General features: G+C 43.6%; 19 protein-coding genes. 13 read left to right on the top strand and 6 right to left on the bottom strand.

From position 1 onward, the window contains the following. Nucleotides 1-4 precede the first annotated feature (4 nt). The 8 genes from HWQ40_RS06355 (at nt 5) to HWQ40_RS06320 (ending at nt 10633) form a co-directional block, all read left to right on the top strand. On the top strand, nt 5-1273 hold the full coding sequence (locus HWQ40_RS06355) for a hypothetical protein (RefSeq protein ID WP_292775717.1): 1269 nt from the start codon (nt 5-7) through the stop codon (nt 1271-1273). A 246-nt stretch (nt 1274-1519) separates the two neighbouring features. Beyond that, a complete protein-coding gene (locus tag HWQ40_RS06350) occupies nt 1520-1681 on the top strand; it encodes a hypothetical protein (protein ID WP_292775715.1) in 162 nt (53 codons plus the stop codon). 445 nt (nt 1682-2126) lie between these two features. After that, complete coding sequence (locus HWQ40_RS06345; protein WP_292775714.1) at nt 2127-2663, top strand: GAF domain-containing protein; 537 nt, start codon at nt 2127-2129, stop codon at nt 2661-2663. 82 nt (nt 2664-2745) lie between these two features. Continuing rightward, on the top strand, nt 2746-3135 hold the full coding sequence (locus HWQ40_RS06340) for a VOC family protein (protein WP_292775713.1): 390 nt from the start codon (nt 2746-2748) through the stop codon (nt 3133-3135). Nucleotides 3136-3793: 658 nt separating this feature from the next. Further along, nucleotides 3794-5539, top strand: a complete 1746-nt coding sequence (locus tag HWQ40_RS06335; RefSeq protein WP_292775712.1) for a Dyp-type peroxidase — start codon at nt 3794-3796, stop codon at nt 5537-5539. A gap of 218 nt (nt 5540-5757) precedes the next feature. After that, nucleotides 5758-7056 carry a class I SAM-dependent methyltransferase gene (locus HWQ40_RS06330; protein ID WP_292775711.1) on the top strand — a complete coding sequence of 433 codons (1299 nt, stop codon included), beginning with the start codon at nt 5758-5760 and terminating at the stop codon, nt 7054-7056. Nucleotides 7057-7481: 425 nt separating this feature from the next. Then, nucleotides 7482-8360 (top strand): NAD(P)-dependent oxidoreductase, encoded by an 879-nt coding sequence (locus tag HWQ40_RS06325; RefSeq protein ID WP_292775710.1) that lies wholly within the window; start codon nt 7482-7484, stop codon nt 8358-8360. Nucleotides 8361-9121: 761 nt separating this feature from the next. Next, complete coding sequence (locus tag HWQ40_RS06320) at nt 9122-10633, top strand: hypothetical protein (RefSeq protein ID WP_292775709.1); 1512 nt, start codon at nt 9122-9124, stop codon at nt 10631-10633. A gap of 367 nt (nt 10634-11000) precedes the next feature. On the opposite strand, the gene HWQ40_RS06315 is transcribed toward HWQ40_RS06320, so the two are convergent. After that, nucleotides 11001-13076 carry a chromosome segregation ATPase gene (locus HWQ40_RS06315; RefSeq protein ID WP_292775708.1) on the bottom strand — a complete coding sequence of 692 codons (2076 nt, stop codon included), beginning with the start codon at nt 13074-13076 and terminating at the stop codon, nt 11001-11003. 160 nt (nt 13077-13236) lie between these two features. Further along, nucleotides 13237-14136, bottom strand: a complete 900-nt coding sequence (hslO, locus tag HWQ40_RS06310) for an Hsp33 family molecular chaperone HslO (RefSeq protein WP_292775707.1) — start codon at nt 14134-14136, stop codon at nt 13237-13239. Between the two features lie 140 nt (nt 14137-14276). Between hslO and HWQ40_RS06305 the strand changes: the two genes are divergently transcribed. After that, nucleotides 14277-14663, top strand: a complete 387-nt coding sequence (locus HWQ40_RS06305; protein WP_292775706.1) for a hypothetical protein — start codon at nt 14277-14279, stop codon at nt 14661-14663. A 95-nt stretch (nt 14664-14758) separates the two neighbouring features. On the opposite strand, the gene HWQ40_RS06300 is transcribed toward HWQ40_RS06305, so the two are convergent. From HWQ40_RS06300 to hisD, 4 genes are all read right to left on the bottom strand, one after another. Continuing rightward, on the bottom strand, nt 14759-15145 hold the full coding sequence (locus tag HWQ40_RS06300; RefSeq protein ID WP_292775705.1) for a Uma2 family endonuclease: 387 nt from the start codon (nt 15143-15145) through the stop codon (nt 14759-14761). A 23-nt stretch (nt 15146-15168) separates the two neighbouring features. Then, entirely contained in the window at nt 15169-15345 is a 177-nt protein-coding gene (locus HWQ40_RS06295; protein WP_292775704.1) for a Uma2 family endonuclease, read from the bottom strand. Nucleotides 15346-15364: 19 nt separating this feature from the next. Next, nucleotides 15365-15790 carry a universal stress protein gene (locus tag HWQ40_RS06290; protein WP_292775703.1) on the bottom strand — a complete coding sequence of 142 codons (426 nt, stop codon included), beginning with the start codon at nt 15788-15790 and terminating at the stop codon, nt 15365-15367. A 681-nt stretch (nt 15791-16471) separates the two neighbouring features. Then, on the bottom strand, nt 16472-17773 hold the full coding sequence (gene hisD / locus HWQ40_RS06285; protein WP_292775700.1) for a histidinol dehydrogenase: 1302 nt from the start codon (nt 17771-17773) through the stop codon (nt 16472-16474). Nucleotides 17774-18523: 750 nt separating this feature from the next. Here hisD and rpsT point away from each other — a divergent pair. From rpsT to HWQ40_RS35570, 4 genes are all read left to right on the top strand, one after another. Next, nucleotides 18524-18820, top strand: coding sequence for a 30S ribosomal protein S20 (gene rpsT, locus HWQ40_RS06280; protein WP_292775698.1), 297 nt, complete (start codon nt 18524-18526; stop codon nt 18818-18820). 159 nt (nt 18821-18979) lie between these two features. After that, on the top strand, nt 18980-19777 hold the full coding sequence (locus tag HWQ40_RS06275) for a TatD family hydrolase (RefSeq protein ID WP_292775696.1): 798 nt from the start codon (nt 18980-18982) through the stop codon (nt 19775-19777). Nucleotides 19778-20671: 894 nt separating this feature from the next. Further along, entirely contained in the window at nt 20672-23971 is a 3300-nt protein-coding gene (rpoB, locus tag HWQ40_RS06270; RefSeq protein WP_292775694.1) for a DNA-directed RNA polymerase subunit beta, read from the top strand. A 111-nt stretch (nt 23972-24082) separates the two neighbouring features. Next, nucleotides 24083-25960, top strand: coding sequence for a DNA-directed RNA polymerase subunit gamma (locus HWQ40_RS35570; protein ID WP_334982111.1), 1878 nt, complete (start codon nt 24083-24085; stop codon nt 25958-25960). Nucleotides 25961-26042 lie beyond the last annotated feature (82 nt).

Genomic DNA, 26042 nt, shown 5'->3' with positions numbered 1-26042 from the left:
GGTTTTGAAGGTTGAGGATATTGCAGCTTTGAAGCCGTTTCATTGGGGTTATCATTTTGACAAGGTTTTAGAACGCGGCGGTTTTGATGCAATTATCACTAATCCACCTTGGGAAACTTTTCAGCCTGATGCAAAAGAGTTTTGCTCTGAATACAGTGATGTTGTGTGTAAGAAAAAGATGGACATCAAAGATTTTGAGGTTGAACTAAAACGTTTACTAATAGACACAAAAATTCAAAAGGCATGGTCTAAGTATCAAAGTGATTATAACCATCAAAGAGAGTATTTTAGATTTGCTGAACAGTATAAAAATCAGGTTCCCATAATTAATGGCAAACGCCACGGAAAAGATATTAATTTTTACAAGCTGTTTCTAGAACAATGTTTTAATCTTTTACGTCATAGTGGTGAATGTAGCATCGTTATACCAAGTGGCATTTATACTGATTTAGGAGCTAATAAGCTTCGAGAAATGCTATTCAATAACACTCAAATCACTGGTTTATTCTGCCTTGAAAATCGCAAAACAATTTTTGAAGGTGTTGATAGCCGTTTTAAATTTGTTGTTCTTACTTTTGAGAAAGAAGGCAAAACAGAAAATTTTCCTGCTGCTTTTATGCGGCAAGATGTCCAAGAACTACAAGGGTTTCCTAAAAATGATGGTTTATCCATTAGTATTGACTTGGTGCGAAAGCTATCACCTGATTCTCTCTCAGTAATGGAGTTCAAGAATAAGATTGATTTTGACATTGCTGAAAAAATGACAAAATTTCCATTACTGGGAGAAAAATTTGAGGATAAATGGAACTTAGAACTACATCGTGAATTCAATATGACCGATGATGCTTTCCTTTTTCACAAAAATCCTAATCAAGGTAAATTACCATTATATGAAGGTAAGATAATTCATCAATTTACTCATACTTTTTCAGAGCCGCGTTATTGGGTAGAAGAAAATGAAGGGAGAAAAGCAGTATTAGGTAAAAAAATAGATGCTCAACAAAAACTAGGATATCAAAAATACAGATTTGCGTATCGTAGTATCGCTTCTAATACAAATGAAAGGTCTTTTATATGTACTATTATTCCCCCTTGTTTTACAGGGAATTCTCTAAATATTGCTGATAAAATTGACAATGTATCACAATTGCTTTGTGTTGGGTTACTAAACTCTTTTGTAATTGATTGGTTACTAAGACAAAAGGTAACAACAAATATTAATATGTTCTATGTCTACCAACTACTAGTCTGTCAAGAACTAATTGACGGATAAATTTCCTGTAGAGACGGCGATTTATCGCGTCTTTCTAACCGTCAAAATGAATTTGACAGACTACTACCAGTCCCACGTTTAACAAAAAACGATCGCAACTTCAACGATATTGTACAACGCGCCGCCAAACTCATCTGCACCACACCAGAATTTGACGAACTCGCGCAAGAAGTCGGTCTAGGTTCCCATCAACAAGGCATTACCGATGAAGCAGAACGCGCCAAACTCCGCGCAGAACTCGATGGAATGGTAGCACATCTTTACGGCTTAACCGAAGATGAATTTAGCTACATTCTCACTACCTTTCCGATTGTGAATGCAACAGTTAAAGAAGCAGCATTGTCAGCTTACCGTACCTTGGTTTTACCCCACCCTAACCCTCCCCGTATGTATTGGGGAGGGAACTAGATTTCTTGTTTCCCCCCTTGACAAGGGGGGATTAAGAGGGGGGTATTTCGACTTATGTGTACAACGTAGCACTTGAGGAGACAGGTTTGGAGAGAGGTCAAAGACTATTGCATACAAGAGAGCGTAGACGCATTAGCGGAGCGTCTCGTAAAGAAGCGGCTTGTCGTAAGACATCGCTATATTTATGCTATAAAAAAACTTAAAATACATATTATTTGTAACATACTGAAAATCTTAACTTTAAATTTATTATTTTGAATTTTCTCTGGTCTGGATTAAAAATTGTAATTTATTAATAATTTTTTCAAATTCACCGAAGATGTTGACTAGTATTAACTTCCGTTAAAATTGAAGTGCTGCTATAAATACAAAAATGTATTTAGATAAGGTGTAATAAATTACTATATAAATCCGGCAGCATTTACTTAGTCGTAATTTTAGAACTGTGCAAATTCATCCTCACTCCAAATTTAACCAAAACGGCGATCGCCGTGAACAGGGTTTGCAAAAATTGCTTGATCGCCTTGTCAGCTCAATAGAGCAAAATGAGTTAGTCCGGCAAACAACCAATCAACTCAGAGAATCGCTTCAGGTTGATCGAGTGGTGTTGTATTATTTTTACGGGCAGTGGGAAGGACAGGTGACTTTTGAATCTTTGAGTTCTAAAGAATTCTCGATACTTGGTTCCACCGGCCCAGATGATTGTTTTAACAACGAGTATGCTGCTTTATACTTAGCAGGACGGGTAAAGGCGATCGCTGATATTGAATTAGAGCCAATCGAGCCTTGTCACCGAGATTTTCTCCGCAATATGCAGGTTTGCGCCAACTTGGTTGTACCAATTGTCATACCTAGAGGATTATGGGGATTGTTAGTAGCACATCACTGTCAAGGGCCTCATTATTGGTCGCCATCAGATATAAAAATGATGAAAACAGGTGCACAAACTCTAGCAACAGATCGTAATATTTTAGAGAGTTAAGTCACAGTGTATTCAAATAGCATACAGTTAAGTAGCAGAAATCCTCGCTAGCACTGATTTTTCTAGATAAGGAGAAAAAACTGTGAAATTTTGTTACACGGTCATTTGGGTAGACGATGTAGTTAAGACCGTTGAGTTTTACGAAAAAGCCTTCGGTCTAGTTCGTCGCACTCTCGTGGATAAGGGACAATCTATCTGGGCGGAAATCGAAACCGGAAACACCACACTAGCTTTCTCCTCTAGTAGCGAAGCACAGAAGTTATTTCCTGGTGGCTGCCATCCCAACGACGCTACACAACCACCGGCATTAATCCAGATATCATTTATTACTCCTGATGTTGGCAGCGCTTACATGAGAGCGATCGGCGCTGGTGCAAAAACACTAGATGCACCTAAATCTCAGCCTGGGGGACAAACTATTGCTCGTGTCCGCGATCTCAATGGTGTGCTAGTGTCGTTGGTGAGTGGCTAGGTAGCAAATTGCCTTCAACACGATTAATTGGGCTGAAGATTGCGATCGCTAGAGTTAAAATCAACACCTAAAATACTATTTATAAAATAAATCTTCAGTAGCGTGTGTTACGACTTTAGCTTAATGCACCGTTTTCTATAGATAGCGGTGTATTAGGCACTTTAATTATATTTTTCGATAAAAAAATAGGACGAAATATAAAAGGTGTTTTGAAGGAGTCTGGCTTATTTGAAATTATCGAGAGTCAGGATAGCCAGAAAAACAGAATATTTATTTTATACAAAAGTAAAATTACGTAATAATAAATCGCTAAATTCACAAGCGAGAGCCGATTACTGGCAATTAATAATCGTTATATTATTGAACTTACTATTAGAATTAAAATTATTTTTATTTAATTTTGCGTGTAATAGAGTTGAGGCAGAAATACAAAACTATTTCTATCTCTTGCTCCATACTATAATTTATGACCCTATTTCAAATATGTATAATTTATTTACACAACGCAATCTTCCTAAACATAAAATATGGGTATAATTGCTGCATAAATCTCTTAACTAAGTCCGATAAGTTAACACAGGTTCCCATTAGAGATACCTGATTTGATATTTCCATTCTGGAATAGCCAATAGGCTTTACAATCAACAGGACTTTGATCATGACACAACAAATAATTCGTGAAGCACCTGCTCCTGATCCGTTAGAAGGTCAACAGACAAACGCATTCTTCTACGTCCCTGCACCTAATGAGCCTATTCTCAATGTCAACAATATTCAAGGCAACATTCTAGGTGGGTTCAATAAAGACTATCAAGCCCTCTTGTTCCTTGAAATTGAAAATCCAAATGCCTTTAAGCACTGGCTTAAGTCACAGATCAACTTCATTGCCACTGCCTCAGAAGTGATTGCCTTCAACCGCCTATTTAAGTCCGCCAGACAACGGCGAGGCCGCGAAGGTACTGTTAAAGCAACTTGGATCAATGTAGCTTTCTCCTTTGAAGGGCTAAAGAAACTAACCAATGATGCCGACTCATTTACGGATAAATCCTTTAAAGCTGGACTAGCAGCACGCGCAGCCGATCTGAACGACCCAGTGGATAACGATGGCAAGCCTATTGGCTGGGTTGTGGGTGGGCCGGATAATGGCAAAGTTGATGTGGTTTTCATTATTGCTAGCGACGAACGCGCAGACTTGTTAGCAGAAGTCTCGCGGATCTTAGAAAGCATTGTGGCATTTACAGATGGGAAAGGCAACGCTAAGAGCAGTGGAGCCAAAATTACCTTTTTAGAAGAAGGAGCCAACTTACCTGCACCCCTGACTGGACATGAGCATTTTGGCAACCTGGATGGAATATCACAACCTGGTATTCGTGGCCGGGTTGCTGATAATCCTAAAGACCTTCTGACTCCTCGGCAGAACCCAGAGAATAAAAACCAGGGTAAACCAGGACAGGATCTGCTGTGGCCAGGAGAGTTTGTTTTTGGCTATGAGGGTCAGAAGGATGATGCTAAAAAGTTGGAAGATAGCAAAGGTCAGGTTGTGTCAGCAGGACTACACTGGGCGAATGATGGCTCTTACCTTGTATTCCGGCGATTGCGTCAAGATGTGTATAAGTTCCACAAGTTCTTAAACGATATTGCTGCTGACCTAGACACCGATGCTCGAAAGGTGAGTGCAAAGCTGATTGGTCGCTGGCCTAGCGGTGCTCCCACTGTCCGCACGCCGGAAGAAGATGCCCCAAGTTTGGGTGATGATGACAATGCCAATAATGATTTTGAATTCAACGGTGATGATCCACCAAAGGATAATTTCTTCAAAAACGATGTAGTCCCGCCTTCCGATGATGCAACGGGTCTGCGCTGTCCGTTTATTGCCCATACCCGCAAGACTTATCCACGCAATGACAAAACACCAGGAGGGAGAGTCCCTAATTCTGACGAGATTGATATCGATCGCAGTGAAGTGACGACTCAAACACATCGCTTGCTCCGTCGCGGCATTCCTTATGGCCCGGTATCTCCTTCAACGCCAAACAATCCGCTACAAGACCCAAACTTTGTTGATCGCGGTCTCCACTTTTTGGCTTATCAGACTTCGATTGTAGAGCAGTTTGAATTTGTCACTCAGTTCTGGGCTAACGAGCCAAACTTTAGTGAACCGGCTGCTACCAATCACAAGGTTGGCGACAAACTACCCCTTGGTCACGATCCAATTATTGGTCAAAGTGATAATAACAAACCAGGTGGCGATCGCACCCGCAAGTTCTTTATCCACCTTGAGGATGACCAAAATCAACCTCAAACTAAGGAGTTGACTGCACCTGAAGACTGGGTAATCCCTACTGGTGGCGGCTACTTCTTTGCACCCTCGATTTCTGCTTTAAAGGAAGTCTTGACAAAATAAGGATTTTAGGTAATGAGGGACAGAACCATTTGGTGGCGATCGCACCGAACTGCAAACTTCCCAAGTTTTGTCTGTCAATAAATGCCAGCGCTTATGCCACAGTGGTCGATATCATGAGGTTTGTAGACCATTAGGGAAATAATGAATTATGAATTTTGTTTTGCATCATGCATAATTCATTTATTTTTCTCTATTCCCCAATCTCAAACCTCAAATTTATGGATTCAAATCCAGCATTGTGTGCTGCGATCGCCAATCACATTACCACTACTCCCCAGCAACGAATTACTTTCGCCCAATTCATGGATCTGGCACTATACCACCCTGAATACGGCTACTATTCCAGCGATGCACTCAAAATTGGCTTTAAAGGTGGTGATTTTTTCACTTCTCCCAACCTTTGCTCTGACTTTGGCGAGTTACTAGCAGAACAATTTTTGCAAATGTGGGAGATTCTAGGGAAACCTGTACCCTTTTCTCTGCTAGAAATGGGAGCAGGCCAAGGATTGCTAGCTTTGCATATCCTTAAATATCATCAGCTACACTACCCAGATTTTTTTACCGCGCTGGAGTACATCATTATTGAAAAGTCTCCAACTTTAAGACAAGAACAGCAGCAACGCTTGCAAGATTTCCCTGTGCGTTGGTGTAAATTTGAGGATATACCACCAAATGCGATCGCAGGTTGCTTTTTCTCTAATGAGTTAGTAGATGCGTTCCCCGTGCATCAATTCATCCTAGAAACGGGAGAACTCCGAGAAATTTATGTAACCACAGATCAGAATGACAAAGAAACCAATGCCCCATGCCCCATGACGGCAGTTGCTCCACTTGGGGAAACCCCAAGACCGCACTGCCTCCCCCATGACGGTAGTTGCTCCACTTGGGGAAACCCCAAGACCGCACTGCCTCCCCCATGCCCATCATTTGTGGAAGTCACAGGGGAACCTTCAACGCTCCAACTAGCTGAACATTTGGATTTACTGGGAATTGACTTGACCCAAAGTGCATATCCAGATGGCTATCGTAGTGAAATTAATTTAGCTGCTCTAGACTGGTTGAGTATAGTAGCAGACCGCTTGCAGCGCGGCTATGTGTTAACAATTGATTATGGCTACCCCGCCAGTCGTTACTATAATCCCAGGCGATCGCAGGGAACACTACAGTGTTATTACCATCATCGTTTCCATGACAACCCCTATATTAATATTGGGCGACAAGATATCACTGCCCATGTTGACTTTACAGCTTTAGAACGCTGGGGTGAGAAGTGTAACTTAAAGAATGTTGGTTTTATCCAGCAGGGATTATTTTTGATGGCATTAGGGTTAGGCGATCGTATTGCAGCCCTTTCCGATCAAAAGCAACCTCTCTCGCAGTTACTACAGCATCGGGATGCACTACACCAACTTCTAGATCCCACAGGACTCGGCGGCTTTGGAGTCTTAATTCAGAGCAAAGGTCTAGACAAGACAGAAATCTCTCAACCATTAAAAGGATTGACCCTGCCAGAGTAAGCGTAAAGAAAGAAAAGTTAAAACTCTATTTAAGAATGCAGTATCAGTCTTATTTAGACTAGCATAACAGTGATTACTGTAAAGTTAAACACACTACCAAAGTAATAATTATGTCCACTCATGACCTGTTAATGCTAGCAACACTACTTACCCCCGGTATTTTACTTTCAGTGATAATTATGTTGACTTTTGCTGCCGGTGGTTGATTGCCAGAGTTAGGGAGTAAGAAAACTGGGATTTAGGACTCTATCTTAAATTTCAAATAACTACTTCCCAACTAAATTTGAATCAAACAATGCGATGTTCACGATGGGCTATGACGCTCGATAACTCGCTCTAAGCGTTGGTGCAGCCTCTCTAAGAGTTGCTATGCCAAAAGCTTTACGCAACGCTTACGGTGACGCTGTATTAAAGGAACGTAAAAAATGAAGGTGGCATTTCTGGGAATTGGACTGATGGGACTACCAATGGCTCAAAGGTTATTAGCCGCAGATATACAGCTAGTTGTCTACAATCGTACCCCAGAAAAATTAGCACCACTACAAGCAGCTGGGGCTGAAATTGCTACACATCCCCGCCACGCCATTCGTGCTGCTGAGTGTGTAATTCTCATGCTGACTAATGCCCCAGCCATTTATAATGTGTTGCTTTCAGATACTGCTTGGCAAACTTTGAAAGGGCGCACAATCATCCAAATGGGAACAATTACGCCCACAGAAAGCCAGGAAATTAGAGATGCAGTTGTTGGGGGTGGTGGTGAGTATTTAGAAGCGCCCGTATTAGGGGGTATCCCAGAAGCAAAAGCTGGCAAATTGAGTGTTATGGTAGGGGCCGAGCCAGAACAATATGAACATCACTTGAACTTACTCCAAAATTTTGGGACAGAACCTTTACTTATCGGCCCTGTGGGATCTGCGGCGGCGCTTAAATTGGCACTAAATCAACTAATAGCTTCTCTAACAACTAGCTTTGCTCTGAGTCTAGCTTTTGTCCAGCGTCAAGGTGTAGATGTGGATGTGTTTATGCAAATCTTGCGTGACAGTCCCTTCTACGCACCTATCTTTGACAAAAAGCTACAACTGATGTTAGATGGCAATTATGCCGATCCCAATTTCCCTACAAAATACTTACTTAAAGATACGGAATTATTTATCTCGGAAGCAAAATCTCAAAGTTTGGATCTCAGCAGTATTAAAGGAGTGCGGCAAATCTTGCAAACAGCTGTAAAAATGTCATTTGCTGATGATGATTACTCATCACTATTTTCAGTCATTAAGGAATGGGGAGAAGCGATCGGGGAATAAAAAGAGTTTAAGCTTCATCTCACACCTGAAGAAAGCCCAACAAATACCTTGGTTATGTTGCAATACGGTTCAGTTGAAGGCTAAAAACTAAAACTGGCGCAGGTTGGGGAGCCACTGCGTTGGACGGGTTTCCCGGCTTAAAGCAAGTGGCGTTTGAGGAATGAAACCCAACATTATCAAGGCTTTGTTGAGTAACGCTTACGCTCAACCCAACCTACTATTCTTCTTAACCCAAGTGTATTGGATGATGTTGGGCTTCGCTAACACTCAAGACAGTAAGTGTAATTTTTCTTAACCTAAGCGCATCGCCCTATACGATCCTTGAAAAAGATACAGCAGATTGCAGTTTCTCTACGAGAGGCTACGCCAAGGTGAGGTACAGATGATTGTAAGGGCACAACATTGTTTATAGGTGTCAACTTAACGTGAAAGCCAGCCTATAACCAGCTTTTAGATATTGTCTCGTTCCCAGTTTCCGACTGGGAATGCCGTCAAGGAGGCTCCGCCTCCCTTGCTGGCAGCAGAGCCACCAGGAGCAGCATTTTCAGCCAGAGGTTGGAAACGAGGTTTTAAAAGAGTTTCAGCTTAAGTTGACACCAATGAACATTGTTGTGCCCCTACGTGTGTACCTCATTTACATGAAAAACGCTGTAAATTAAAGCTTTTTAAAATTAAAATATAGTCAAATTCCGAATATACTTTTGGAATTAAGACTTTTGCTTTAGTATTTACACGCAAATAAATAATTTAAAAGGTATTAAATGAGGCTTTTTACAATTGGTGACAGTATTTCTCAAGGCTTTATGTCTTTGGCAGCAGCCCGGACAGACCTTTGTTTTTCGACTTTGATTGCTAGGTCAATGGGGCAAGCAGTTGGTACTCAATATCTCTATCCTAAATGGTTATTGGGCGGACTACCAGCCAATATTGAGAAGATTCTACGACGTTTGGAGAAAAAATATGGCTCAGATATCAACGCCCTAGATTGGCTGACCATATTGCCAACTCTTGAGACTGTACTTGATGAAACTGAAGATTTCTTTGAACGGGGAGAAGGTAGTGCTGAACACCCTTATCCAGGAGGAATTGAATTCTTCCATAATGTAGCAATTCAGGGCTTTGATATTGCTGATTCTTGGATGATAACACCCAATGTTTGCAAGTATCAAATTAAACTTAGTAACGATAAAGGAGATGGCAAGCCTGGTTTCTTGACTCTGCCCAATGCTGCCTTCTATCGAACTGCACTTAAAGTTCTCAACCCGTCTTTAAATCCTCTTTTTGACGACTATAGCCAACTTGATTGGTTGAACCATCATGCAACTGCTTCTGGGGGAGTTGAGAATTTAATTCTCTGGTTAGGAGCAAACAATGCGCTTGGAACTGTGATCGGTTTAGAAATTAATCAAACTCCCAATGACCCAAATCAGACTCTTAACAACCCAAGCCAAGATCCCAAATCATTCCGTGAGGTAAGAGAACAATGGAACCTGTGGCATCCCAATGATTTCGAGGCTGAATATCGAGAATTGCTCAATCGGGTTGATGGAATCATGCAAAATAACACCAACCCTAATTGGAATGTCTTCATTGGGACAGTACCGCTTGTAACTATTGCGCCATTGGCAAAAGGCGTAGGTTCAACTACTGAAATTGATGTGCCGGGAGAGGATAAACCTTCAGTTTACTATAAATACTACACTTATTTCCCGTTTGAAGAGGATACGGTTAGAAAGACCGGAACCTTATACCTGACGCTACAAGATGCCCTCTACATAGATGACTGTATTCGCACATACAACAAAGTAATCAAAGAACTGGTCAAGAGTAGGAACAGTCAGTATCCGCAACCACGCTATCATATTGTCGATCTTGCCAATGCTTTACAACAAATCGCCTTCAAGCGAAATGCTGGACAAGTGCAGTATGAATTCCCAGAAGAATTCAAGTTTGCCTATCCCCAGGTTAATACAAAATACTACCACGCAGACACAACTGGACGACTACGACAAGGTGGACTATTTAGTTTAGATGGGATTCATCCATCTGCAATTGGTCAAGGGTTAATTGCTTATGAATTCCTCAAAAAGATGAAAGATATTGGAGTTGTTAATAACACTCAACTAGATTGGAAGTCGATCTTCTCCAGCGATCAACTTTATTCCCAACCTATTACTTTGATGCATGAGTTTTACGATAATAAAGAATTCGCTGAAACCATCATCAAGCTATTTGGCAGCAATCCGCTCGCCAGAAACCCAGTTAAGAATTGAAGGCTTGGTTAAGGTTAAGCTAAGGAGCTTAATCCTAGATTGTCTCTAGTCATAGCTTCGTGCTTATTTCAGTAAGAAAACTTAACGTCTGAAAGGATGTTTGAAAAGTATTTTTGTAACATCTAAGCCTCGAAAACCTAACCCTTCCTCGCCCCCATTCTCTTGTAGGAAATGGAGTTTGAAACCCTCTCAACCTTTCGGGGAGAGGCTGGGAGAGAGATTTTGAGTATATATACTTTACAACTTTTCAAACAACCTCTTACTGAGGATAAAGATTAGTAATACTGCTCACTATCGGCGATATTGAGATGCTTAGTGAGTAGCCACACTGTGGTCTATTGACTTGAAAATTGCTCTATATAGACAATCACTGACCATTAATAGTAGTTGATCGGGGAAATGGTAGAGATTCAGGCACAGACGAAGGCTGAGGTTCAGGTTGAGGATTGAGAAATTCCTGCCAAGTCTTAATTTGCTCTTGCGCTGCACTGTAAGCAGCACTACCGCGTGGAACTGATTTGGCAATGTCAATGCCTCTAGCAATATCAGACTGACCTTGAGTGCGTGCTATTTCTAACAATTGCTGACTCCATTGGTCAATAGCCTGATTCGCATCCATACGTAAGATGCTATTGTTTGAAACTCGATCCGCCAGTCGTATTGCCTCAACCAAGGCTTCTGGAGTGCCAGCTGCCCCCACTTCCTGGGCTTTTTTCCAGTTTTCTCTAGTGCGGATTTGCCCTTCCCAGTCATTGATCGCAGTTTGTGCTTCTTGTGAAAGCGCCCTTCCTGATGAGGCAATTTGTTGAGCTGTACTAATGGCGGCGGTGAGATTGCCACTCTGGGCCAGTTCTTGTGCTTGATCTAAGTAAGGTTGGTCTTGAATTCGCTCAATCTTTCCTACCCAAGTACGAATTTTTTTCCGTGCCTCTGGATATAATGCACGACCTCTACGAATTTCGCTGGCCTGGGCGATCGCAGCTTGCAAGGAGTTAATATCGTCGAATATTGCTATCTGTTCGGCACGGTCTAAGTAAGGTTGGTCTTCAATTGTCTCCACTTGGGAATTCCAGCGACCTATCTCTTGTCTAGCTTCTGCGCCTCTAGGGTTACTAGCAGGAATAAGCTGTACTTGGGCGATCGCTGCTGTTAAATTAGGGACTGTTCCCTGGCTAGCCAATATTCTCGCTTTTTCCAGATGGGCAACATCTTCAATTTCCAACTGCCAACGAGCAATTAGTTGCTGTGCTTCGTTATACACTGGTCTGGAAGGATCAATTTGTTGTGCTTGGGCGATCGCTGCCTCTAAACCAGAAACATTACCGATCCAAGCACTCCTTTTCGCGTCAGCTATGGCAATAAAGTCATCAGTTTCGCCTTGCAGTTTCGTACTTTCCGGTATTTGCCTAGCAATATTCAGCGCTTCATCCGCATCCTGCTTGTCTAGTTTCGCCTGTGCCAATTCCAGCATTTTGCGTCCAAATGCCGGAATCGCTTCCTGAGCTTTTTGGTAAATGTAACTTTCCTGCCCAATCGACTCGGCTAACTTGATCGCTTCTAATAAATTATCGACTACTTTGCTGTTTGCTAAACTTTCGGCTTTTCCTAACTTATCGCCATCTTCTCGTGCTGTGGCAATTAGACGATTCAATTGGTCGTATTTAGTACCCGCCCAGTATTGATTGTCTACACGCAGCATTTTAGCGGATAACATGAATGCTGATTGCCAGCGCCGTTCTTTTACTTCGGCGATCGCACCGTTGTATGTGGCTTCAGCCTTTGACCAAATCGACTGCCATTTGTCAACTTGTTCATTGACTAATTTATAAGCTGCTAGATCTTCGGGTATTTTCTGAGCAGTAGCGATCGCTTCCTCTAAATTCCCAGTTTGGAAACTTTGATCGGCTAGCTTCAAAATATCCCGCGACCATTCTTCGATAAAACGATCGATTTCTCCATGCAACGGGTGATTTTGTGGTAGTTGCTTCACCAGAGCGATCGCTTGTAATAGGTCGTTCACTGTTTGCTTAGAAGCCGCTAACTGAGCGCAATGTAACCGCACAGAAGCACTAGCTAGCGGCCAGAAAATCGATGGGCAATTAGGGGCAGCTGGCAACTTTAGCAGCATTGCCATTGCCAAGAATCCTACACTGCCGGGAATCAACATTAGTAGTACTAGCCACAATGTCCAGCTTTTCATCCAGCGTGGCCATTTTCCAGAAGTACTATTGAGTTGGGCAGTTTCTTCTGAATGACTATTTATAGGTAATCCTTTCGTATGGTTTTTTTTTCGCCGCTTCACTGACTTTGAGGTAGAACCAGTAGCTGGGACATCAAATGGCTGAGTTTCACCGAATTGTTCTGTTCGGGATAATCTTTTGCTTTGATCTGGCTCTCTTCCACTGGCTCTTGACCAACTGTCTGGAATATCCCGCTCTGTCATCTCTCACACCAAAATAATTGAATAGCGCTCTGTTTTAGGTTGATAATTCCATTGTTGACATAGTAACTTTCTCGTCATTAAAAAGCTACTTTTTTGATTATCTCTCTCCACAGAGTACCATTATCAATCTCAAAAATCAGTGCTATTTTATACTTTATCCTCAAACAGCAGATTCGGCTTGCAAATCGGAAATTAGTTGAGCTAACTGATCGCTACTTGCCTGGTACACGTTGCCACAAAAGTCGCAAGTTGCTTCAGCACCATTATCTTTAAGAATCATATCTTGCAGTTCAGCTTCTCCCAAAATCTTCAGTGCCCCCAAAACGCGATCGAAAGAGCAACCACAGTGGAAGCGCAACATTTGGCGTTCGGAAAAGATTTCCAACCCCATATCTCCCAATAAGTCATTAAAGATTTCAGGTAACGTCTTCCCAGCTTGCAACAATGGCGTAAATCCTGCTAGACCAGCAACCCGTGATTCCAACGTTTCTACTAAAGCTTCGTCTCTGGCGGCTTTGGGCAATATTTGTACCAGTAATCCTCCAGCAGCAGTTACTCCTCCTGCTCCCACGAACACACCTAAAACTAAAGCCGAAGGTGTTTGTTCCGAATTCACCAGATAATGAGCTACATCATCACCAATTTCCCCAGAAACTAGTTCTACCGTACTAGAGTAAGGATAACCATGACCGATATCTCGCACAACGTAGAGGTAGCCGCCACCCACAGCACCACCAACATCTAATTTACCTTTGGGGTTGGGAGGCAATTCTACAGATGAATTCCCAACATATCCGCGTACCGTACCATCTAAGCCTGCATCTACTAATATGCCACCCAAAGGCCCATCGCCCTTAACGCGGACATTCACCCTCGATCCAGTTCGCTTCATACTAGAAGCCATTAACAAGCCCGCCGCCATAGTTCGACCCAGTGCTGCCGTTGCCACATAAGAAAGCTTGTGGCGCCCCCGTGCTTCTTCTGTTAAACGTGTGGTGATCGCACCTACGGCACGAATTCCACCTTCGGCTGCTGTTGCACGAATTAACTGATCCGCCATGAATAACCTTACATTTCTTAACAAGTTCACTTTTTCTATTCTAAGTTCTCTGCTGCGAGAAAAGTCACCTAGTCATAATCAGTGATTGTATTTGCAATATTAGAAATAGCGATGTCTTATCTTTAGGTAATCCGAGAAAAATGCTGGGTAATTTTCAACAAAGCCAACTGCGGATTGAAATCGAAGCATCAACAGATGCAATTCGTGACAGTCTGCTGCATCCCGTGCAACTAAAAAAATGGTTTTTAGGGCAACGTTTTGCGCCAGGAATGCCAGAAGAACTGCTTCCCGGATTCCAGTTTACAACCTGGACTGGGCCAGTCCCGATTCATCATCAAGTAAACGTTGTCAAATCCAACTGCCTCCGCTTGGTACTGAGCGGAGGGATTGACGGGTTCCACGAATGGTACTGGGGAGAAGGTTGGGTACAATCTCGCTTGGAAGGAGTTTCAATTTTGCCCTTGAATTTGGGTCAAACGCTGAGTTTGTTAAGTTTGCGTCAGTTTTTGGCAACTCAAGAGCGGTAAAAGGATCGGGGATTGAGGATTGGGCATTGGTTATTCTTTGCGTCCTCAGTCCCCAGTTTATAAAGCAGAAATAATACCTACAAGAATTTTTACCGTTAATTGTCGGCTGTTAAGACTTGTTCAACTGTTAATTCTAACTCCGCAAAAGTTTGAAATTGAATGCATTGAGTACCAAAAAACTCTACTGGCTTGTATAATTCTTCAATCAATGTGAAAACAGTCACTTTGTTCGTTAATGGATCGACAATCCAATACTCTGGAATATTTAAAACGTTATACTCAACTCGCTTGGCTCGATAATTTACAATCTTTGTTGACTCACTGACGACTTCCACCACTAACAATGGGGGTGGTTCGTTGAGTTCAATAACTGCTTCTCGCTTTCTCAATTCTCGCCACTGAGGCAATGGAATCACAACTACATCTGGAATTCTCGATGTATCCCATCTGCCAGCCCGGGGGGAACGAACACCGATAACCATTTGTTTAAAAGTCCAATCCAAATTTAGCCGGAGAATTTCTGCTCGGAAACAAACATTGAGAAATCTGTTACCGCGCCATGTTGCCCACTCCCTAGACTCATGGGAATTAGTTCTCCATTAACCAATTCGTAGCGGATATCGGTACCATCATCATATTTCAGGTATTCCTCAAAGGTTAGTTTTGAGGTAGTTATAGTCATTGCTTCTCGTTGCGAATTTTTACTTTGGTTTGACGACTAACACCGAACAATTAGCCTCTTCTACAACTTGACTGCTAACAGAACCCTGAACAATTCGTTTCATCCCCATCAAGCCCCGACTGCCAATTACGATCAAGTCAGTTTTATAAATATTGGCAAGACGAATAATCTCTTCAGCGGGATCGCCAGTTACTAACTCTAACTCACTTCTGACTGATAATTTTTCCTGATATGATTGCAGCTGTTTTTCAATATGAAAATAAGAAAATGTTGGGGACTCTGACTGAGGACGATCAGCAGGTAGCTCCATCTCTGACTCCGGTGTGGGAAACACATGACAGAGAATAACCTTGGCATCTTTTGACAACGCCAAATTATCTAAAGTCTGAATTACTCGTTCTGTAACTTCCGAACCGTCTAGAGCTACCAAAATATTCTTTAGCACCGCTCTCGTCTCCTAAAGAGTAGACCCCTTACATAAGTATCTAGCAAAATTCGTCGGCAACGACACTAAACCAATTTTTTATTTGCCAATTAGTTTATATGTTTGAGGCTGTGCTATATGTCAGTTTCATCGTGGTGCATTGTAGCAACTGGTCTGGAGAAGCTTTTCACGAGTTTGTGGAACAGGAAAACCCTCTCCCAGAAACTACTGTCGGCAATGCCCGACTTGTGCACGTTTAAAGGTCAGATGAAGATCAGGATAGCAAATGGCGTGCGTTAGCGTAGCTTACCCTAGTTAAATCAGTAGACCTCTTGCAAAAGTCCCTAATATCCCACCCCCAACCCGTCCCCGATGCTTTGGCTCTTTGGGGTTCTTATTTTAGATTTATGCAAGAGGTCTAGTTAACAGTCAATAGTTATCAGTTAACATTTATTGCCTCGTTTGCCTCGTTTCCAGCCTCTGGCTGGGAATGCCTACTAGGAGGCTCCGCCTCAAGACTTGCGGCAGAGCCGCAATGAAAGAGCATTTCCAACCAAAGGCTGGAAAGGAGGTTTTAAAAAAGTTTCAGCTTAAGTTGACACCAATGACAACTGTACTACCCTACGTTCGCGGAGCGTCCCGCAGGGATGGGATGTTTTTTTAACTGGAAGTCCCTTATAAGAAAAAATTAAGCATTCCAAATCACTCTTCTTGCTGAATTCGGCGCCGTACTGAATCAGCATGAGAAGGTAAGCCTTCTGCTGTTGCTAGAACATCAATAGCACCAGCCACATTTTGCAGTGCGGTTTGGGAGTATTGAATAATACTGGAGTGTTTGAGGAAAGTTTCAACCCCCAATGCCGAAGCATAGCGGGCAGCACCAGAAGTTGGCAAGGTATGGTTAGGACCTGCCAAATAGTCTCCTACAGCTTCTGGTGTTGAGTACCCCAAAAAGATTGCCCCAGCGTGGCGAATCTGTGGTAGGAGTGCCCAAGGGTCTTTGATTTCTAATTCCAGATGTTCAGGGGCAAATTCATTTGAGAGTTCTGCTGCTGCTTCGAGCGATTCCACAAGAATAATCAAGCCGTAGTGAGCGATCGCTTTTTCTGTATCTATTCGCCGTGGGTGATCCACTAGCTGTCTTTCCAAGGCTAATTGGACGTTTTTCGCCAAAGCAGCATCTGTGGTCAGCAAAATCGCTGCCGCCATTGGATCGTGTTCGGCTTGGGCTAGCAAGTCAGCAGCTACATGCACTGGATTTGCAGTTTCATCGGCAATTACCAGCACTTCGCTCGGTCCTGCCAAAGAATCAATACCAACGGTGCCGTAGACAAGTTTTTTCGCTAGGGTGACATAAATGTTACCAGGTCCAGTAATCACATTCACTTTCGGAATTGTTTCTGTACCATAGGCTAAAGCGGCGATCGCTTGTGCGCCCCCAATGCGATAAATTTCTTGCACCCCTGCTTCTTGGGCAGCTACCAAGACTGCTGGGTTAATAGCACCCCCTGGGCCTGGTGGTGTTACCATCACCACGTGGGGTACAGCAGCTACCTTTGCCGGAATTGCATTCATTAGCACTGTACTGGGATAGGCGGCACGACCACCAGGCACATACAAGCCGGCTCGGTCTACAGGGGTGTAGCGTTTGCCCAGTACTACTTCATCGTCACCAAAGTGTACCCAGCTTTTTGGTACTCGCTGACGGTGAAACGCTTCAATTTGGCGGCAAGCTAGCCGAACTGCACCCAATAACTCCTTTGATACCTGCTGATAGGCTGCATCCAGTTCCGAGCCTGTAACTCGGAGTTCTTCTGCTTTGAGGGTTTGTTTGTCAAATTCGGCCGTGTAATGCAATACAGCTTTGTCGCCTTGGCGCTTCACTGCTTGCAAAATTTCCCGCACCGTTGCTTCTTTGTGAAGTACCTGTTCGTCATGGGTGCGATCGCAGATCCGTTGTAGTTCTGCTCTAACGTCTGCCTGCTGAGTAATAATTCGCAGCATGGAGTAAGGACAATGCCAAAATTATAATATTGCCACCTGAGATTTAGTATTGCTCTTGACCCACTGGGGTGTGCAAGCTGACTCTAATTCTCTTCTCTAGCTTAACCTGGATTTTTTTGATACTCTCAAGGCTACCAGCGTATAGTTTGCTTGAGAAGGCAACTTAATTATTGCTCAATCCGACAAGCCTTGACTGGCTAGCGGCAGGAAGCAGGTGTGCCATTTCCCACTCCCCTTACACCCTTTCCCTCAATCCTTCGGGGGTGCAAATGGTATGTTTACACATCTAATCCCCTGAATTTACAGAGGTTCGGGTCTGAGTATAATTTTTACTTATTTCCCTAACTTTTACTAGTTAATGTGTGTACAGGTACGATATTATATCGGTTCTATACTTGACTTGAGAATCCCTGGAATTTAGCTCTTTACAGTTCCTGTCTCTAAATAATACATCTGGTTTACGGACAAATTATATTTATTGACAATCACATTGCTTAATCAGGTTGTGATGAGTTAGGGTGACAGTTATTTAGATGAATTTTATTTTAACGCATTTCCTCAATTGACGAAATACTGAATTAGCGAGTAGAGACTATGGAACTAATACTAATATTGATCTTCATTCATGCCCAGCCCAATACCTAATTCTATAATTTTTTTAGGAAATTATAACATTGGCAATTTGGATGCTATATTAGTAAGTCTAGTAGTGTGTGTACATAATTAATAATCGTATTTTTGGAATTGACTGTGGCGAATACAAAGTCTGCTCTCAAGCGTGCCCAAATCGCAGAACGTAACCGACTGCGTAATAAAGCTTACAAATCAGCAGTCAAGACGCTGATGAAGAAATACCTCAATGCTGTAGCTGCTTATACAGCTAATCCTACCCCAGAATTAAAACAAGAAGCGCAGGCTCGGTTATCCGAGGCTTACGGCAAAATTGATAAGGCGATCAAACGCGGTGTTCTTCACCCAAACAATGGGGCAAGGAAAAAGTCAAGATTGGCTCACAGACTAAAACCCCTCACACAAACAGCTGAGTAGTCATTGGTCATTTGTCCTTAGTCATTAGTAAGAAAACAAACGACAAATGATCAAGGACAAACAACATAGACGCGCCAGCGGTGAAGTAGCGCGGTCTTGGGAGTTTCCCCCATGAACGACTGCTGAACCCGAAGGGCTTCCCGCAGGGTAGGACAAAAGATGCAATTGATAGACACTCATGTACATCTTAACTTTGATAGTTTCCAGCCGGATTTAGCAACAGTGCGATCGCGGTGGCAAGAAGCAGGTGTAGTGCGTTTAGTGCATTCCTGTGTTCACCCGGAGGAGTTTTCCAGTATTCAATCTATAGCCCAAAAGTTTCCCGAAATTAGTTTTGCCGTAGGATTACATCCTTTAGATGCTGATAAATGGAATAGCGAGACAGCTGAGAAAATCAAAACTTTAGCGAGTTCTGACTCAAATGTGGTAGCAATTGGAGAAATGGGGCTGGATTTTTACAAAGCTGATAACTATGAGCAACAGTATATGGTGTTCGAGTCTCAGTTGGCGATCGCATCTGAACTAAACTTACCAGTGATTATCCACTGCCGTGATGCTGCCGTGGCAACCAGAGAAGTGTTGCAAAAATGGCGGCAACTCAAAGGAGAAAGAGTACGAGGTGTGATGCATTGCTGGGGAGGAACACCTGAAGAAACTCAATGGTTTCTCGATTTAGGCTTTTATATAAGCTTTAGCGGTACGGTAACGTTCAAAAATGCCAAAGCAATCCAATCCTCAGCTGCAATGGTAAGTAGCGATCGCCTACTGATTGAAACAGACTGCCCATTTCTCGCTCCCGTTCCGAAACGGGGCGAGAGGCGCAACGAGCCTGCCTACGTACTTTACGTCGCCGAGCAAGTAGCTAAACTGCGTCAGGAAACAGTAGAAGCGATCGCCCATCAAACCACCCAAAATGCCTGTGAATTATTCGGGTTGTCAATATCAAGTGTGTTCTAGTATCTTTTGTTAAGTTGTGTAAAAAAAATAAACCTATAGGGGGACAAAAATATGCTAATATTATTCCCTCAAAAACATTTTACTTGCGCCATAATGATAAAGGAAAGAACATAAAACTTCTCATCCTAATTTTCCATGCTGTTATGGCTTGGCCATCCTCAAAATCTCTACAAGCGGATGCTCTCCACACATGACTAACTGTGCCAACCTAAATTGAGCTAGACTTTTGCACAACATCGGTTTAGTTTGTATTGAACCTATTCAAAATCGTTAAACAAAAATTGCCTTGTGAGTACAATCCAGCAAAATGAAGTGATTCTGATTCAAAATCGACAAGGTGCGGATCATTCCCTCATTCTTAGGATATCTAAAATATCACTGAGAGTATCAACAGTGGGGTGGATTTAAAACACACTGTGTTGAGCCGCGTCAGCGAATTAACGCGCTTTTTGGAGGGGAAGTGAAAAAAGTAAATCAAATTCAGGAATATTTTAACTGGATATTCTATTTGAAATGGGCATTGGGGAGCCAGCCTGTTGGGCGGCTTTGCCGACTTTTGCCCCTACTCTTAAGCAAGCTACGCATAGCGTGTTTGACAGGAAAAGCGAATGACTCCATTGGGCATGAGATGCAGAGGGTAAACACTTTCAGCAACTTTTACCATACTCCCCGAATGCTCAGTACCCAGTACCCATTACTTAGTCCCTATTAAGGGCAATTTTCCTTGTGAAAATTGCTCATTCCAGCCAGATTTAATCGCTGCGTTTGCCCACAGATGTAAATCACAGTGTGTAAGAAAAAGTTCCCAAACAGCCAAGGGCACTGGCTAGGAGTGGGAAGCGTCAAACAGCAGTGTCCAAGGGAAAATTTAACCAGGTTGACAAAGGTAGAGGCATGACTAAAGAAACATATATGGAACCCGCCTTTCTGTTACCCGACTTGATTGAAATCCAGCGGTCAAGCTTTCGCTGGTTTTTAGAAGAAGGGCTGATAGAAGAACTTAACTCCTTTAGTCCTATTACAGATTATACGGGGAAATTAGAACTGCACTTTTTGGGTCATAACTACAAACTCAAGGAGCCAAAGTACAGCGTCGAAGAAGCCAAACGGCGGGATAGTACTTATGCTGTCCAAATGTATGTTCCCACACGTCTAATTAATAAAGAAACCGGGGAAATCAAAGAGCAAGAGGTATTCATTGGGGATTTGCCTTTGATGACCGATCGCGGCACGTTTATTATTAACGGAGCTGAGCGGGTAATTGTCAACCAAATAGTGCGATCGCCAGGGGTCTATTACAAATCAGAAATCGACAAAAACGGGCGACGTACTTATTCGGCTAGCTTAATTCCCAACCGGGGAGCATGGCTGAAATTTGAAACAGACCGTAACGATTTGGTATGGGTACGCATCGACAAAACCCGCAAACTCTCAGCGCAGGTACTCCTAAAAGCTTTAGGGTTATCAGACAACGAAATCTTTGACGCCTTACGCCACCCAGAATATTTCCAAAAAACCATCGAAAAAGAAGGGCAATTCTCTGAAGAAGAAGCCCTAATGGAGTTATATCGGAAACTGCGTCCTGGTGAACCACCCACAGTCTTAGGTGGACAACAACTCCTAGACTCCCGTTTCTTTGACCCGAAACGTTATGACCTTGGCCGCGTCGGACGTTACAAGCTCAACAAAAAATTGCGTCTTTCTGTCCCAGACACAATGCGCGTGTTGACTGCTGGCGATATCTTGGCAGCCGTGGATTACCTAATCAACCTAGAATATGACATTGGTAATATCGACGACATTGACCACTTAGGTAATCGGCGGGTAAGAAGCGTCGGGGAATTGCTGCAAAACCAAGTGCGGGTGGGCTTAAACCGCCTAGAAAGAATAATTCGGGAACGGATGACAGTATCTGATGCCGAAGTGCTGACTCCTGCTTCCTTGGTGAACCCCAAACCATTGGTAGCAGCAATTAAAGAATTCTTTGGTTCCAGCCAGTTAAGTCAGTTCATGGATCAAACCAATCCCCTAGCAGAACTGACCCACAAACGCCGTCTGAGTGCCCTTGGTCCTGGTGGTTTAACCCGCGAACGCGCTGGGTTTGCTGTGCGAGATATACATCCTAGTCACTATGGACGCATTTGCCCGATTGAGACACCAGAAGGCCCCAACGCCGGATTGATTGGCTCCTTGGCAACCCATGCGCGGGTTAACCTGTATGGCTTCTTAGAAACACCATTTAGACCTGTAGAAAATGGGCGAGTAAGATTTGATCTGCCTCCAGCCTACATGACAGCCGATGAAGAAGATGACCTGCGGGTTGCTCCTGGAGATATTCCTGTAGATGAAACAGGGCACATTATTGGACCACAAGTGCCAGTCCGCTATCGCCAAGAATTTTCCACCACAACACCAGAACAGGTTGACTACGTAGCAGTATCTCCCGTACAGATTGTGTCGGTAGCAACCAGCATGATTCCTTTCTTGGAGCATGATGACGCTAACCGAGCGCTGATGGGATCGAACATGCAACGGCAAGCAGTCCCCCTACTCAAGCCAGAACGTCCTCTGGTGGGTACAGGTTTGGAAGCGCAAGGAGCAAGAGACTCCGGGATGGTGGTTGTATCGCGTACTGATGGCGATGTCACTTATGTGGATGCTACAGAAATTCGCGTCCGTCCTAAACCTAATACCCCAGAAATTAAGTACACCCTTTCCAAGTACCAACGTTCCAACCAAGACACCTGTTTAAATCAGAAACCTCTCGTCCGCATTGGTGAACGGGTTGTTGCTGGTCAGGTATTGGCTGATGGCTCATCCACCGAAGGCGGAGAATTAGCACTAGGACAAAATATCGTCGTTGCCTATATGCCTTGGGAAGGCTACAACTACGAAGACGCGATTTTAATCTCTGAAAGACTGGTGCAGGATGATGTTTACACCTCAATTCACATTGAAAAATATGAAATTGAAGCCAGACAAACCAAACTGGGGCCAGAAGAAATCACCAGAGAAATTCCCAACGTCGGGGAAGATGCCTTGCGTCAGTTGGATGAACAGGGAATTATTCGGATTGGGGCGTGGGTAGAAGCTGGTGATATCTTGGTCGGAAAAGTCACACCAAAAGGTGAATCTGACCAACCGCCAGAAGAAAAACTGTTGCGGGCTATATTCGGTGAGAAAGCGCGGGATGTGCGGGATAATTCCCTGCGAGTGCCAAACGGTGAGAAAGGTCGCGTAGTTGATGTGCGCTTGTTTACTCGTGAACAAGGCGATGAACTACCACCGGGAGCCAATATGGTAGTCCGAGTGTATGTTGCCCAAAAACGCAAAATCCAAGTTGGGGACAAAATGGCAGGCCGCCACGGTAATAAAGGGATTATTTCTCGGATATTACCAGCAGAAGATATGCCTTATTTGCCCGATGGTTCACCAGTGGACATTGTACTTAACCCCTTGGGTGTACCCAGTCGGATGAACGTCGGACAAGTATTTGAATGTCTGTTGGGTTGGGCTGGTCAGACCTTGGGAGTACGATTTAAGATTACTCCCTTTGATGAAATGTACGGTGAAGAGTCATCTCGCCGAATCGTGCATGGCAAATTGCAAGAAGCACGGGACGAAACAGGGAAAGACTGGGTATATAACCCAGATAACCCAGGCAAAATCATGGTGTATGACGGTCGTACAGGTGAACCCTTTGACCGAGCAATTACTATCGGTGTGGCTTACATGCTGAAACTGGTGCATTTGGTGGATGATAAGATCCACGCCCGTTCTACAGGCCCATACTCCCTAGTGACTCAGCAACCCTTGGGTGGTAAAGCACAACAAGGTGGTCAGAGGTTTGGGGAAATGGAAGTGTGGGCATTGGAAGCCTTTGGTGCCGCTTACACCTTACAGGAATTGCTCACAGTTAAATCTGACGATATGCAAGGACGGAATGAAGCGTTAAATGCGATCGTTAAAGGTAAGGCAATTCCTCGCCCTGGAACGCCAGAATCCTTTAAAGTCCTAATGCGCGAGTTGCAATCATTGGGATTAGATATTGCCGTACACAAGGTAGAAACCCAAGCAGACGGAAGTTCCCTAGATGTGGAAGTCGATTTGATGGCAGACCAATCAGCCCGTCGCACACCTCCTCGACCTACATACGAATCTCTCTCCCGCGAATCGCTGGAAGATGACGAATAAATAGTGAGGAGTGAGGAGTGAGAAGTTAGGAGTTAACAATTCCTAACTCCTAACTCCTAACTTAAAACTAAATATACTCAAAACTCAAAACTCATAACTCAGCACTTAAGTATGAGACCTGCCCAAACTAATCAGTTTGACTACGTAAAAATCGGCTTGGCTTCCCCTGAACGCATTCGTCAGTGGGGCGAAAGAACATTGCCCAATGGTCAGGTAGTCGGTGAAGTTACCAAGCCAGAGACGATTAACTACCGAACTCTCAAGCCAGAGATGGACGGGCTTTTTTGTGAGCGGATCTTTGGTCCCGCAAAAGATTGGGAATGCCATTGTGGCAAGTATAAAAGAGTCCGTCATAGAGGTATTGTCTGTGAGCGCTGTGGGGTAGAAGTCACCGAGTCACGGGTGCGTCGCCACCGTATGGGCTATATCAAACTCGCCGCACCAGTAGCTCACGTCTGGTATCTCAAAGGCATTCCTAGCTATATTTCCATTCTGTTGGATATGCCTTTGCGGGATGTCGAGCAGATTGTTTATTTCAACTCTTATGTTGTCCTGAGTCCAGGTAATGCCGAAACTTTAACTTACAAACAGCTACTAAGTGAAGACCAGTGGTTGGAAATAGAAGACCAAATTTATAGCGAAGATTCTGTGCTGCAAGGCGTAGAGGTAGGTATTGGTGCTGAAGCACTGTTGCGCTTACTTGCCGATATTAATTTAGAACAAGAAGCGGAAAGCCTACGGGAAGAAATTGGCAACGCCAAGGGACAAAAGCGGGCCAAGCTAATTAAGCGACTGCGCGTGATTGACAACTTCATCGCTACTGGTTCCAAACCAGAGTGGATGGTAATGGCAGTTATTCCCGTAATTCCCCCTGACTTGCGCCCAATGGTGCAGCTAGATGGCGGACGGTTTGCCACCAGCGATTTAAATGATTTGTATCGGCGGGTAATTAACCGCAACAATCGTTTGGCACGCTTGCAAGAAATTTTGGCACCAGAGATTATTGTGCGGAACGAAAAGCGGATGCTGCAAGAAGCAGTGGATGCTTTGATTGACAATGGTCGGCGGGGACGCACTGTGGTAGGGGCAAATAACCGACCACTGAAATCTTTGTCCGACATTATTGAAGGTAAGCAAGGACGTTTCCGACAAAACTTGTTAGGTAAACGGGTTGACTACTCTGGACGTTCAGTAATTGTGGTCGGGCCAAAGCTGAAAATTCACCAGTGCGGTTTGCCTAGAGAAATGGCAATTGAGCTATTTCAACCATTTGTGATTAACCGCTTGATTCGTAGCGGTATGGTAAATAACATCAAAGCTGCAAAAAAGCTGATATCCCGCAATGATCCCAGTGTTTGGGATGTGCTGGAAGAGGTGATTGAAGGACACCCAGTGATGCTAAATCGGGCACCAACATTGCACCGCTTGGGGATTCAGTCTTTTGAACCAATTTTAGTAGAAGGTAGAGCGATTCAACTTCATCCTCTCGTGTGTCCAGCCTTTAATGCCGACTTTGACGGCGACCAAATGGCAGTACATGTCCCGCTGTCGTTAGAAAGTCAGGCTGAAGCGCGGTTGTTAATGTTGGCTTCTAACAATATTTTGTCACCAGCCACGGGTAAACCGATTATCACGCCCAGCCAAGACATGGTATTGGGAGCCTATTACTTAACAGCAGAAAATCCGGGTGCGACAAAAGGCGCAGGAAAGTACTTTTCTTCGCTAGAGGATGTAATTATGGCTTTCCAGCAAGAGCAAATTGACTTGCACGCCTATATCTACGTGCGGTTTGACGGTGAAATAGAATCAGACCAAGCGGATACGGAACCCGTGAAAGTGACGGAAAACGAGGATGGTACCCGCACATTACTCTATAAGTTCCGTCGAGTCAGACAAGACGCTAAAGGCAATGTACTATCTCAGTATATATACACAACTCCTGGTCGCGTTATTTACAATAATGCTATTCAGGAAGCACTAGCAAGTTAGGGAATAGGGCATGGGGCATAGCGCATGGAAAAAATTACCAATGCCCAATGCTCAATGCCCAATAACTCAGGACTAATGACTT

This window comes from Nostoc sp. NMS9, assembly GCF_017114995.1.
Classification (GTDB): domain Bacteria; phylum Cyanobacteriota; class Cyanobacteriia; order Cyanobacteriales; family Nostocaceae; genus Nostoc.
Note: the sequence above shows the minus strand (reverse complement) of the source record. Positions and strands in the feature narration are given on the sequence as shown.

Excerpts from the sequence above, each read along its gene's own strand:
- rpoB (WP_292775694.1), top strand. The coding sequence starts at position 20,672 with ATGACTAAAGAAACATATATGGAACCCGCCTTTCTGTTACCCGACTTG.
- hisD (WP_292775700.1), bottom strand. The coding sequence starts at position 17,773 with ATGCTGCGAATTATTACTCAGCAGGCAGACGTTAGAGCAGAACTACAA.
- HWQ40_RS06275 (WP_292775696.1), top strand. The coding sequence starts at position 18,980 with ATGCAATTGATAGACACTCATGTACATCTTAACTTTGATAGTTTCCAG.
- HWQ40_RS06320 (WP_292775709.1), top strand. The coding sequence starts at position 9,122 with ATGAGGCTTTTTACAATTGGTGACAGTATTTCTCAAGGCTTTATGTCT.
- HWQ40_RS06335 (WP_292775712.1), top strand. The coding sequence starts at position 3,794 with ATGACACAACAAATAATTCGTGAAGCACCTGCTCCTGATCCGTTAGAA.
- HWQ40_RS35570 (WP_334982111.1), top strand. The coding sequence starts at position 24,083 with ATGAGACCTGCCCAAACTAATCAGTTTGACTACGTAAAAATCGGCTTG.
- HWQ40_RS06325 (WP_292775710.1), top strand. The coding sequence starts at position 7,482 with ATGAAGGTGGCATTTCTGGGAATTGGACTGATGGGACTACCAATGGCT.
- HWQ40_RS06350 (WP_292775715.1), top strand. The coding sequence starts at position 1,520 with ATGGTAGCACATCTTTACGGCTTAACCGAAGATGAATTTAGCTACATT.
- HWQ40_RS06300 (WP_292775705.1), bottom strand. The coding sequence starts at position 15,145 with ATGGTTATCGGTGTTCGTTCCCCCCGGGCTGGCAGATGGGATACATCG.
- HWQ40_RS06305 (WP_292775706.1), top strand. The coding sequence starts at position 14,277 with ATGCTGGGTAATTTTCAACAAAGCCAACTGCGGATTGAAATCGAAGCA.
- hslO (WP_292775707.1), bottom strand. The coding sequence starts at position 14,136 with ATGGCGGATCAGTTAATTCGTGCAACAGCAGCCGAAGGTGGAATTCGT.
- HWQ40_RS06330 (WP_292775711.1), top strand. The coding sequence starts at position 5,758 with ATGGATTCAAATCCAGCATTGTGTGCTGCGATCGCCAATCACATTACC.
- HWQ40_RS06295 (WP_292775704.1), bottom strand. The coding sequence starts at position 15,345 with ATGACTATAACTACCTCAAAACTAACCTTTGAGGAATACCTGAAATAT.
- HWQ40_RS06315 (WP_292775708.1), bottom strand. The coding sequence starts at position 13,076 with ATGACAGAGCGGGATATTCCAGACAGTTGGTCAAGAGCCAGTGGAAGA.